We start from the raw sequence: 12,213 nt of genomic DNA, 5'->3' as shown, positions 1-12,213 counted from the left end.
TCCTGCGGCCGACGATACGCGCCGCGACGCGACCCCGCCAGATTCGCCCCCAGGCATTTCCGTATGCATGGTTTATGCCCGGCGAAAGCTGGCCTAGGCAGGGAATGTGACTGGACCACGACGGCTGACTAACATTTGGGCCTTCACGCCGGTTCCAAGGCGGACCTGCCTTAGTCCGGTCTGGAGGCTTGAATTTGCCGCGTTTTCGGTGAAAAGCATGGCCATGACTTCGCGGGGTAACGGTATCGGTGGATACGGGCGGGCCGGACGGCTTTTTCCGGCGCTGGTGCTTGCGACCGCGCTGCTGATTCCGGCTGCCGGCTCAGCCCAGATGTTCAGCGACCGCCCGCCGCCGGTGCCGCCGGCTTCGGTTCCGGATGCGCCGTCGGGTGCGGCGATGAACCTGGCGCCGCCCTCCGGGCCGGCATCGATCCCGAGCCTGCCCGCGCCGTTGACGCAACCGACTATCGTGCAGCCGTCGATCGCCACCGTCCCGCCGGTGGTGCCGCCGCCGGGCGCGCCCACCGCGGGCCAGGCGGTGCTGTCGCTGACGGCGCGTTACGGCAAGGATCTGCCGGTCATCAACAGCGGGCTGGTGTGGCGGGTATTCGCCGACAAGCCCGATGACACCGGCACCTTCAAGTTGATCCGCGAGGAGCGCGGCGCGACGCCGAACATCGTGCTGCCGCCGGGCAACTATGTCGTTCACGTCGCGCTTGGCCTCGTCAGCGCGGTGCGCACCGTGAGCCTGAAGTCGGAGACCGACCGCGAATCCTTCGTGCTGCCGGCCGGCGGACTGCGCATCGAGGGCCGGGTCGGCACGTCGAAGATCCCGCAGAACCAGATTTCGTTCGCGATCTTCAAGGGCAGCCAGTTCGAAACCTCCGAGCGCGGTGCGCTGGTGCCCAACGTCGCGGCCGGCGACGTCGCGCTGCTGCCGGAGGGGACCTACTACATCGTCTCCAACTACGGCGACGCCAATTCCGTGGTGCGTTCGGATATCCGCGTTCAGGCCGGCAAGCTCACCGACGTGATCGTCACCCATCGCGCCGCGGTGATTACGCTGAAACTGGTCAGCGACAAGGGCGGCGAGGCGCTGGCGAACACCGCCTGGTCGGTGATTACGCCGGGCGGCGACGTCATCAAGGAATCGATCGGCGCGTTTCCGCGCGTGGTGTTGTCGGAAGGCGAATACCGCGCCATCGCCAAGAACGAGGGCAAGGTGTTCGAGCGGCCCTTCAACGTCGTCAACGGCGTCGACGGCGAAGTCGAGGTCGTCGCTCGCTGATCGTTTACCTGTGTATCTCGGGCGTTTTGTGTCGCTGCCTTCGCGTTTGGGTAGCAAAACCGGGTATGCATGCGTCGAACATTAGAATTGCGCACGCAGACGCGGGCATTGCACGGCAGCCATGATGTCGAAGACGCGAAACAATCACTATGTCCCGCAATGGTACCAAGAAGGGTTTTTCGAGGTAGGCCAAAATACGCTTGCGTATCTCAACATGAAGCCGCCTCAAAGGGTCCTCAGTGACGGTCGAGTAATTACCGAGAGAGCGTTATTCGAAGCCCCGACGTCGCGCGCTTTTTGTCAACTCGATCTGTATTCAACGTTTTTCGGAACATCCATCAACGATGAGATCGAACGCCATCTATTTGGCAATATCGATGCCAAGGGAGCAAATGCAATCAGGGCATACGCAGGCTCTGATGTCGGCGAGTGGCATCGTCATTTTCAGACGTTGTTTGAGTACATCGATATTCAGAAGACACGCACTCCAAAGGGGGTCGATTGGCTAAAGGCCCAGTATCCCACGCTCACCCAGAATGACTTGATGGCTGAGATGCAGGGTATTCGTATGCTTCACTGCAAGATTTGGGCTGAGGGGGTGCGGGAGATCGTGTCCGCTGAAGATGCCGATGTGAAATTTATAACCAGCGACCATCCCGTCACGATCTACAATCACGCCGCCGGGCCTGATAGTCAGGACTGTGCCTACCCAAATGATCCCGCGATCGCCTTGAAGGCATCTCAGACTATTTTCCCACTGGATCGAAATTTCTGCCTGATTCTAACAAACCTTGAGTACGCACGCGATCCGGCCACCAAGCCCCTCGATAAGCGCACGTTCGCGCGCAACTACAGACAGTCGATGGTTCGGACCGATGCATTTATCCGAACCCGAAAGCTTTCGAGCCAAGAAGTAAATCGGGTCAATTACGTTATAAAACGACGCGCGCGTCGCTTCATTGCAGGCGGTCGCAAAGAATGGCTCTCCCCCGAAAAATATGTTGTTGAGCCTTGGAATGAGTTCCGGACGACTCTGCTCCCGCCCAACGATGGTCTTTGGCACTTCGGCGGCGAGATGTATGCAAAGTTCGAGGACGGGCGTGTCCACTATCAGGACGAGTTTGGCAGAACCGAAAAGGAGCGTGATTTCCTAAAGAAACGCCTGCCTACCGAGCCGTTGAAACCTGGTGATCTCTGCGGTTGCGGATATGGACGGACCTTCGAGGCCTGCTGCATGCTGAAACCCGTTCCACTGCGGCCCGCCTGGAGCGAGCGCAGTATTCGCGAACGAAATATGATGTTGCAGAATGGTATCGTCAATGTACTGGGGCTCGACGGGGATAAAGATTGGACTCAGGTTCGACGTGACCTGACCGACGAACAGATCAGCAAGATTTATCGTTTGTACGAAGGACTGTGGCCACTCGAAACCGACCTGCTCGCATTGCTGCCAAAACCTGACGGGATGGCGCGTGCAATCTACACCGGCTCAATCCATCCCACGACGATCACCGATTTTGCACTCGGAGCGTCACTGTATTTCGGCGAAGTAATAATCGAGCACCCGTTCGTTCATGCCGGGACGCTCGCAGACAAATTCAATCCAGTCAAAAATCCGAGAGCATACCGTGGGGAGTTCTTAAAGGCAGTCGTATTCTTCTTCACCGTCATGCCCTTGGTGGAACTTGGTCTGGTCAACCTGATTCCCGATCCTTGCAGCTTCGATGCCCACTTGCGCGATCAAATGCTTCACATGGCCAAATCTCGAACAGCTGGAACTCGGATCGATCACCGCAACGAGCCCCGCATCGAACGGCTCATGAAGGAGGACACTCAACGCAACATCCTGTCGTTCCCGCGCGAGGTCCTGCGTTCGCAGATATCCCGGGCTATGCCAAATATAGACACAGCGAGGCAGGAAGAGACACTCAACTACATAGAGCAACTGAAGGAAAGCGACCCGTTGGCCGTTCTGCAGAAGGACTCTTTGGCCGGCGGCGAAGGCGGGCAGCTAAGTATGATGAAGCTTGCTCCAAATTTCGAGATTACGATGTATTTGGCTCAGGCAACAGGTGCATCCATCGTCACCGACAGTCCATTTCGTTGGAACGAAATAAGGGGTGCCATCCGTCAGCGAGTGGGAGGGCCTTCACTCGGTCTAGCCGACCTCGCGCGTAGCATCGAACGTTCAGATTTTGCTTTTCCGCAGAGCGTTGCGGATATCGCGTCGTTTGCCCTCGACCAAACCGTCGCCCCTAATCAGGCTTTGATGCGAGACATATTCAAGTATCTGTCAAATCTCGCCAGTCGCGCTCAAAAACCAAACTGGGAGGCGCAACTAGCTGGACGCTTCGCGAGGGCGCACGCGCCGATTCAGGCGGCTATTAGAAAGGCGCGCATTTCGGCAAAGGCGGTTCGAGTTTCTGGTGTTTTTCCGCTTGCGGGCATTCAGGACAACGCCATCAACCGACTTCTGCTGATGTCGAGTTCGGAAAGTCATCTACCCAGTGTGCCCGTGGCATTTTTTCTTAGAGAGAGCAGCGACGCTCGCACCTAAGACTTCAACCATTGCTTGCCTGCGCGGTTAACCTTCGCTGCAGTTTTCCGATCGAGAACTTCGTTGACAGTGCACTTCATTCGCGGCGGCTCAGCCCAAAATACCACCTCAATTTTCTTAAGGCCGAGTTGCAATCGCCAATTGCGTCGGCTCGCACGCAAGCACAATCTCGCGACACGCGTGCGGCAAATCAACCCGACGGGCAAATCACTTCGGATTTTCCGAAACTGTGTCAAGCCCAAGAATCAAAAATATTCCGCTTCCGCCGTCGGGCAAATCAGCGGCATGAATCCGCTCGTCTCACCCGATAAGAGGGGCGGATCGCGAGTCGTCACGAACGCGCGGTGGGATGCGGTGGACGCGAAGCTTGCGGAAGACGAACGCAGGCTGCGCGAACGGCGAAGACGTGTGGTTCTGGCGCCCGAAGCTGGCGTCAAGTTCACGGGAATTTTCTCGCGGGCGACGGTGGCAACAGAGCACGGCTCACCGGGGAGAGCGCGTTATAAGCCGTAAAGCCATTGCGCGGGGGATGCCGGAGTGTTTCCGCTGAACCTGTATGCTCGTGTGCGCCTTTTCGCACAATTTTGCACACGAGACCGCGGGTGCAGCGCGCACCCGGCATTCCCTGCGCCCTCTCGTTCTCGGGAGGGTATCGACGCAAAGCTCGGGCGCATCGCGCCGCGAGATCGCGAAATTGTATCTGAATTTGCTGACTGCCTGTTTGCAGAACCGTCATAGTCTCTAACGCGGACTAACCATCGCGCGACTTTAAACTGTCATAATCGCCGGACCTGCGTACCGCGCCGGCAATCTTCACATACCCTTAAGCCCGACAGATTTGGATGCGGCGCGTTATGCGTTTGCGTTGCGGGGAAGTCATGATAGCGGCGAAGAAATCGTCCGGAAAATTCAATACCGAGATGTTCAGCGATGTCCCGGTTCTGCAACGCAAATGGCAAGCCGCGTTACGCCCGGGCGAGAACCTGCCGCGGTATGAGGACGTGATGCTCGGCAGCCTCGGCCGGCTGGCGGATCATATCGTGCTGCTCAGGGATTATAACGGTGCGCTCGGCGTCTCGCACACCGGCCGTTACGTTCAGCAATGGCTCAACGACGATCGCTGGGACATTCCCCTGAGCGCGCTGCCGCCGGATTGCGCGACCGCGCTCGGCGAAGCCGCGTCAAGCGCGCTTGCCAACGGCCGTCCCTATCTCGCCGCCGCCCATTGCGTGCGCGACGGGCTGGTCAAGACCTACGACGTGCTGGCGATGCCGACGTCTTCGCGCTGGGGCGGCACGCTGATCGGCGCTTACGTCAACGAGCGCGACACGCAGTACAATCTGTTGGATACGATCTTCTCGGCAACCGACGAAGGGGTGTTGTCGCTGGCGGCGCTTCGCGATGCAAGCGGACAGCCGTTCGATTTCCAGATCGTCCATCTCAACCAGGGCGCGTCGCGGCTGCTCAAGCAGCCCTCGACCGAGCTGTTGTGGCGCCGGCTCGGCAGCGGCGGAAACCTGCTGGGATCGCCGGAGGTGATCGAACGGCTGCGCGACATCATCGGCAATGGCTGTGGCGGGCAATTCGAAATCGACAGCGATGATCGCTGTCTGAAATTGGGCGCAACCGCCTTCGGCGACATGCTGTCGCTGACGGTATCCGATGTCACGGCGATCAAGCGGCGCGAAGTCTCGTTCCGGCTGCTGTTCGACAACAACCCGATGCCGATGTGGGTGTTCGATGCCGAGACCACGAAATTCCTCAGCGTCAACGACGCGGCGGTGCAACATTACGGCTATCGCCGCGAGACATTCCTCGGCATGAAGCTGCAGCAGATCTGGCCGGAAGATGAATGGGCATCCCACAGCGAGGCGCTGCGGGAGATCGGCGACGTCTATCATTCCCCCCGCGACTGGCGGCATATCCGGGCGGATGGCAGCGAGGTCCATGTGCTGACCTTCGGACGGCGGGTGGTGTTCGACGGCCGCGACGGCTATCTGGTGGCCGCGGTCGATATCACCGAGCGCCGCAAGGCCGAGGCGCGGATCGCCCATATGGCCCATCATGACGGCCTGACCAATCTGCCGAACCGCGATTTCTATCAGGATCGCCTGCGCCAGGCGCTGGAGCGCAGCCAGCCCGGCAACAAGCGCGTGGCGGTGCTGTGCGTCGATCTCGACCTGTTCAAGAACGTCAACGACAGTTTTGGCCATCCGATCGGCGACCGCCTGCTGAAGCAGGTCGCCGAGCGGCTGAGGTCCGAGGTTCGCGGCGATAATCTGGCGGCCCGGTTGGGCGGCGACGAGTTCGCGATCGTGCTGGCGTCCGACGTCTCGCCGAACGAGGCCAGCGATTTTGCCGACCGGCTGATCGCCGTGCTGAGCGCCAGCTATGACATCGACGGCATCGAGGTCGTCGTCGGCGCCAGCATCGGCATCGCATTGTCGCCGGGCGACGGCGCGACGTCGGAGGAGTTGATGCGCAACGCCGACATGGCGCTGTACCGGGCGAAGTCGGACGGCGGTGGCGTCCATCGCTTCTTCGAGCGCGAGATGGACCGGCAGGCGCAGACGCGCCGCGACATGGAGCGCGATCTGCGCCGGGCCTTTGCCAATGGCGAGTTCGAACTTCACTATCAGCCGCTGGTCGATATCGCAGCCGACCGGATCAGCGGGTTTGAATCGCTGTTGCGCTGGCGCCATCCGGACAACGGCATGGTCTCGCCGGCGGAGTTCATCCCGGTCGCCGAGGACATCGGACTGATCATCCCGCTCGGCGAGTGGGTGCTGCGGCAGGCCTGCTCCGAAGCGATCAAATGGCCTGCCGACGTCAAGGTCGCCGTCAACCTGTCGCCGGTGCAGTTTCGCGGCCGCAATCTGGTTCAGGCGGTGATTTCGGCGTTGGCGCATTCCGGCTTGTCGCCGCGGCGGCTGGAACTGGAAATCACCGAATCGGTATTCCTCGCCGAGACCGAGGCCAACCTCGCGATCCTGCATCAGCTGCGCGAACTCGGCGTCAGCATCTCGATGGACGATTTCGGCACCGGCTATTCCAGCCTGAGCTATCTGCGCAGCTTCCCGTTCGACAAGATCAAGATCGATCGCTCGTTCGTCAAGGATCTGGCGCAGCGCTCCGATTGCGTCGCCATTGTCAGGGCGATTTCCGGCCTTGGCCGCAGCCTGAACATCACCACCCTCGCCGAGGGCGTCGAGACCGTCGATCAGCTGGACTGGCTGCGGGCCGAAGGCTGCAACGAGGTGCAGGGCTTTCTGTTCAGCGCGGCACGGCCGGCGGGCGAGATCGCAGCGTTGCTGGCCGGATTTGGTACGCGGGCGTCGAAGGCGGCCGCGTAAGGCGCTGAATCAAAACCGCGTCACGATATCCGACAGCGCCGGGCGCGGACGGTCTTCGCTCGGCTTGGTCGGCGTGCCGATGTGAATCAGGCCGGCGAGCTTTTCGTCCGCCTTCAATCCGAGCCCGTCGAGCACGTCGCGATCGAACACGAACCAGCCGGTCAGCCAGCATGCGCCGTAGCCGAGCGCGGTCGCCGCTGTAACGATGTTCATCGCGCTGGCGCCCGCCGACAGTTCCTGTTCCCACGGCGGCACTTTTGGATGCGGTTTGGTAAAGCTGACCACGCCGACCACCAGCGGAGCGTCGGTGAGCCGGCGTTTCTCGACCTCGATATCGGCGGCCGGCGCGCCCGGATTTTTTCTGGCGAACACCCTTGCGATGACATCGCCGGCACGGCCACGGGCGTCGCCTTCGAACACGATGAAGCGCCACGGCGTCAGCTTGCCATGATCGGGCACCCGGGCACCGATGGTGAGGATGGTATCGAGTTCGGCAGGCGAGGGACCGGGCGCCGTCATCTCGCGCGGTTTCATCGAGCGGCGGGTTTTGAGAAGTTCGATGGCGTCGGGCATGGGTCTTCCTTGATCGGGCGTCGCAAGGCGGCGCCCCCCGGTATATCGGGTGGAAGGACGACATTGGCAAGCGAGGGAGTCCAGCAGGCTCCTCACGGGGCCGCCGCTGCCGAGTGAGATTGCTCCGGCTGGGCGAATGCGATTGCAGAACTGACGGCGGCTAGGTTTGATGCTGTTTGAATGGCATCCTTGCCGCTCGCTCCAAAAGATCCCTGCCGAGATCCTCCAGAATCTCCCGCGTGGCCAAAAACAGGCTATGGCCCTGATCCGTTTCGATGGCCAGCGCAACCACGGTCGGCTGATTGGGATCGGGGATCAACTGGTAAGCCCTGATCGGATAGGCCGGCAGTTCCTGTTCGTCGGCCATCAGGTCTCCAACCGAACCCGCTTCACGTCCGGCGGCGTCGCTTCCTCGACTAAAGCGGCGATCGCCTCGTCGGTCGGCATCACCTTCTGGCCCTCGCTGCCGAGACGGCGGATGGAAACCGAGTGGCTTTCGGCCTCCTTCTTGCCGACCACCAGCAGCGCCGGGATCTTTGCCAGCGAATGCTCGCGGACCTTGTAGTTGATCTTCTCGTTGCGCAGGTCGATCTCGACGCGCAGCCCGGCGCGTCGCGCGGCGGCGGCAACCACCTTGGCGTATTCGTCGCCTTCGGAGGTGATCGTCGTGACCACGGCCTGCACGGGCGCCAGCCAGAGCGGGAAGTTGCCGGCAAAATGCTCGATCAAAATGCCGATGAAACGCTCCATCGAGCCGCAGATCGCCCGATGCACCATGACCGGGGCTTTCTTCGAGCCGTCGGCGTCGATGTAGAACGCGCCGAACCGTTCCGGCAGGTTGAAGTCGACCTGGGTCGTGCCGCACTGCCAGTCGCGGCCGATGGCGTCACGCAGTACATATTCGAACTTCGGCCCGTAGAACGCGCCTTCGCCGGGATTGATCGCGGTCTTGATGCTTTGATTGTGGCTCTTCGCCGCGATCTCCGAGAGCACGGTGGCCATCACGCGCTCGGCATGGTCCCACATCTCGTCGGTGCCGACGCGCTTCTCCGGCCGGGTCGACAATTTCACCGTGAGTTCGCCCTCGAAGCCGAAATCGGCGTAGGTCGACAGGATCAGATCGTTGATCTTCAGGCACTCGTCGGCGAGTTGCGCCTCGGTGCAGAACACATGCGCGTCGTCTTGGGTAAACCCGCGCACGCGCATCAGCCCGTGCATCGCGCCCGACGGCTCATAGCGATGCACCACGCCGAATTCCGCCAAGCGCAAGGGCAGGTCGCGGTAGCTCTTCAGGCCGTGCTTGAAGATCTGCACATGGCCGGGGCAGTTCATCGGCTTCAACGCAAACCAGCGCTTGTCCTCGGCCTCGTCGCCGGCGGATTGCGCGGCGAACATGTTCTCGCGATACCATTCCCAATGGCCTGAGGTTTCCCACAGCGCCTTGTCGAGAATCTGCGGCGCGTTGACCTCGCTGTAGTCGCCGGTCAGCCGCCGACGCATATAGGCGATCAGCGCCTGGAAGATGGTCCAGCCCTTGGCGTGCCAGAACACCACGCCCGGGCCTTCTTCCTGGAAATGGAACAGGTCGAGCTCGCGGCCGAGCTTTCGGTGGTCGCGCTTCTCGGCTTCCTCGATCTGCTTGAGGTAAAGGTCGAGATCTTCCTGCTTCGCAAACGCGGTGCCGTAGATGCGCGTCAGCATCGGATTGTTGCTGTCGCCGCGCCAATAGGCGCCCGCCACCTTCATCAGCTTGAAGGCGTTGCCGACCTTGCCGGTCGACGTCATGTGCGGGCCGCGGCAGAGATCGAACCAGTCGCCCTGGAAGTAGATCTTGATCGGCTCGTTGCCGGGAATGGCGTCGACCAGTTCGACCTTGAAGGCCTCGCCCTTGTCGCGGAACACCTGCTTTGTCTTTTCGCGATCCCAAACCTCCTTGGTGAAGGGTTTGTCGCGCGCGACGATCTCGCGCATCTTCTTTTCGATCGCAGCAAAATCTTCCGGCGTGAACGGCTCGTTGCGGAAGAAGTCGTAGTAAAAACCGTTCTCGATCACGGGGCCGATGGTGACCTGCGTGCCCGGCCACAAGGATTGCACGGCTTCGGCCAGCACATGCGCCGCGTCATGCCGGATCAGTTCCAGCGCGCGCGCATCGTCGCGGTTGATGAATTCGATTTTGGCATCGTGCGCGATCGGATCGTTGAGATCGGCGACCGCGCCGTTGAGCGCCATCGCCACCGTTCGCTTGGCCAGCGACGGCGAGATGCCCTTGGCGATATCGAAGCCGGTGGTGCCTAACGGGAATTCGCGGGTCGCGCCGTCGGGGAAGGTGATCGCGACTTTCATCTGGGGTTCGGCCGGTTTCAAATTCGCAAGGCCATATTGGAATCCAGATGCGGGGGAACTGCTGTCAGGCATTTTCGTCTCCTTTAGCTCACTCCTGCGAACGAGCGCAGGTAAGCGGGAAGCAGCGGTATAGCAGGGGATTCGGCTCCTGCAATCCGGCAATATCAAGAAAATGGGCGGCCAACGGCGTTGGGTCGAACGCGCCGGCTGCCCCACGCAACCAACGCGGAGATGATACAAAAGGCCGGCACGGCGCTGACATCGGAAATCCCGATGGCGGATCAGACATACGCGACATGCTGTGGCCACGATGCCTCGATGCAACAAATTTCATGCAGCCACTGGTTGCCGTTGCATGGACTTGGTAGCGTCGGCTTGTTAGCCTTTTCGAACCTATTCGATTTCCCCCGGAATTATATTGAACGCGCCATCCTTCATGACCTTCCGCATTTTTCCGGCCGCAGTTCTTTTCCTCGCTTGCGGACCTGCACTGGCTGTTCCCACCGCACAACCGGCGTCCGCCACGGCGCGGCCCGCGCCCACCGCGCGGCCGGCGCCCCGCGTCGCGCCGACGGCGCCGATGACCTTCTATGTCGCCGAGGGCGCGCCGGATGCGTGCGGCCGCGGCTGCGACAGCTGGATCGCGGTCGAGGGACAGGTCGATTCAGGCGCGGCGGCGCGCTTCCGGAAATTCTTCCAGAAAGTCAGGGGCCGCAACCTGCCGATCTATTTCTCCTCGCCCGGCGGCAATCTGGACCAGGCGCTGGCGATGGGCGGCATGCTGCGTGAAAAGCCCGTCACCGCCCGGGTCGCGCGCACGGTGGTGAGGGAGTGCGGCTTCGAGGCGCAGGACAGCGACGTCTGCCTCAAGCTGAAGCAATCCGGCCGCGAACTCCACGGCGAACTCTGGACCCACGGTGCGATGTGCAACTCGGCGTGCCCCTATCTGATATTGGGCGCGACCACGCGCGAGATTGCCCCCGATGCGGTGCTGGCGGTCCATTCGCCGAAAGTGGTGGTGCATTTCAGCGGCCTCGCTGCGCCGACCCGGGAGATGCGCGCCGCCGCGACTGAACGCGGGCACGAGCGCGCCGACCGCATGGTTGCGAGCTATATTGTCAGGATGGGCGTCGATATCGGATTGCTCAGCCTCACAAGCACCGTGAAGTTCGAGGACATTCATGCCCTGACCCGCGAGGAGATCATCCGCTTCGGCATCGACCGGCGCGAACGGGTGGAAACGCCATGGATCTTTGAAAACATCGGCCGCAGCACGGTGCGCAAGGTTGCCACCCAGAAGGACGACGGCGATAAATCCTATCGCCTGTCGCAATGGCGGCTGTTCTGTGTCAGCACCGACCAGTTCGAACTCGATTTCCAGCGTCCGGCAGCCACTTCGACGGCTTTTCCAACGGTCCTGATTTCCAACGGCGGTGCGACCTCGCTGTACTTCAAATCGCCCCCTCTCAAGGTGCAGGGCTTTGAAATCTGGGGCGTGCGCCTGAACAGGGCTTCGCTTCAATCGCTGGCTGATGTGCCGCAATTCGATTTCACCGAAACGTCGCAGACGCCGGACGGGCACCGGCTCGCGCATAGCGCGACATTCTCCAGCGAAGGACTGGCCGGCGCGGTGGAAAGTCTGCTGGCGACCTGTCCGCCGGCAAAGCCCACGGCTCCTTTCACGGCGGTTCCTTTCACGGCAGCTCCCTTCACAGCAACTCCCTTGCAGACCATCGGGGCGCGCGACGCTGCTGCGAAATAGCCTGGAGCTTGATCGGTTCTGATTGAACTAGAACCGAAGCTCCAGATTCTTGTATTGACGCGTTTTCTTTCCGATTTCCACTTCGCTCGAAAACGCTCTATTCGGATGGCGGCTTCAGGACTTTTTCGCGCGTGCTCGGGGGAGGGGTCTTGGTCTCGGCCGTCAGCCTCCACCCCTCCGCGAGCGCTTTGCTGATCGTTTGCTTGGCGCCGGTGACCAGCAGCATATTCGGCTGCTCTTCCACGATCTCGACGCCTTCCGCCCGCAGCCGCGAGGCAACCTTATCCGACGACTCCGAATTGGGGTCGGCGCGGAAGACGACAGTGCGTTCAGCCAT

General features: G+C 61.2%; 9 protein-coding genes. 5 read left to right on the top strand and 4 right to left on the bottom strand.

Annotated features, from left to right (window positions below; all coding sequences use genetic code 11):
- Positions 1–223: 223 nt before the first annotated feature.
- The 4 genes from NL528_RS28600 to NL528_RS28585 all read left to right on the top strand — a co-directional run bounded on the left by NL528_RS28600 (position 224) and on the right by NL528_RS28585 (position 7,198).
- The gene (locus NL528_RS28600; protein WP_309185052.1) at positions 224–1,288 is read left to right on the top strand and encodes a hypothetical protein; all 1,065 of its coding nucleotides are present in this window, start codon (positions 224–226) and stop codon (positions 1,286–1,288) included.
- A gap of 121 nt (positions 1,289–1,409) precedes the next feature.
- A complete protein-coding gene (locus tag NL528_RS28595) occupies positions 1,410–3,845 on the top strand; it encodes a DUF4238 domain-containing protein (RefSeq protein WP_309177749.1) in 2,436 nt (811 codons plus the stop codon).
- 63 nt (positions 3,846–3,908) lie between these two features.
- Positions 3,909–4,358 carry a hypothetical protein gene (locus NL528_RS28590; protein WP_309177748.1) on the top strand — a complete coding sequence of 150 codons (450 nt, stop codon included), beginning with the start codon at positions 3,909–3,911 and terminating at the stop codon, positions 4,356–4,358.
- A gap of 365 nt (positions 4,359–4,723) precedes the next feature.
- Positions 4,724–7,198 (top strand): EAL domain-containing protein, encoded by a 2,475-nt coding sequence (locus NL528_RS28585; RefSeq protein ID WP_309177747.1) that lies wholly within the window; start codon positions 4,724–4,726, stop codon positions 7,196–7,198.
- Between the two features lie 9 nt (positions 7,199–7,207).
- On the opposite strand, the gene NL528_RS28580 is transcribed toward NL528_RS28585, so the two are convergent.
- The 3 genes from NL528_RS28580 to thrS all read right to left on the bottom strand — a co-directional run bounded on the left by NL528_RS28580 (position 7,208) and on the right by thrS (position 10,186).
- Entirely contained in the window at positions 7,208–7,771 is a 564-nt protein-coding gene (locus NL528_RS28580) for a nitroreductase (protein ID WP_309177746.1), read from the bottom strand.
- Between the two features lie 160 nt (positions 7,772–7,931).
- Positions 7,932–8,138, bottom strand: coding sequence for a hypothetical protein (locus NL528_RS28575; RefSeq protein ID WP_309177745.1), 207 nt, complete (start codon positions 8,136–8,138; stop codon positions 7,932–7,934).
- On the bottom strand, positions 8,138–10,186 hold the full coding sequence (gene thrS / locus NL528_RS28570; RefSeq protein WP_309177744.1) for a threonine--tRNA ligase: 2,049 nt from the start codon (positions 10,184–10,186) through the stop codon (positions 8,138–8,140). The genes NL528_RS28575 and thrS overlap by 1 nt, the downstream gene beginning before the upstream one ends.
- Before the next feature lie 346 nt (positions 10,187–10,532).
- Here thrS and NL528_RS28565 point away from each other — a divergent pair, with 346 nt between their 5' ends.
- Entirely contained in the window at positions 10,533–11,876 is a 1,344-nt protein-coding gene (locus tag NL528_RS28565; RefSeq protein WP_309177743.1) for a hypothetical protein, read from the top strand.
- A gap of 97 nt (positions 11,877–11,973) precedes the next feature.
- On the opposite strand, the gene NL528_RS28560 is transcribed toward NL528_RS28565, so the two are convergent.
- Entirely contained in the window at positions 11,974–12,213 is a 240-nt protein-coding gene (locus NL528_RS28560) for a hypothetical protein (protein ID WP_309177742.1), read from the bottom strand.

Source organism: Bradyrhizobium sp. Ash2021, assembly GCF_031202265.1.
Lineage (GTDB): Bacteria > Pseudomonadota > Alphaproteobacteria > Rhizobiales > Xanthobacteraceae > Bradyrhizobium.
The sequence above is the reverse complement of the archived record's forward strand: the minus strand, read 5'-3'. Positions and strand labels throughout refer to the sequence as shown.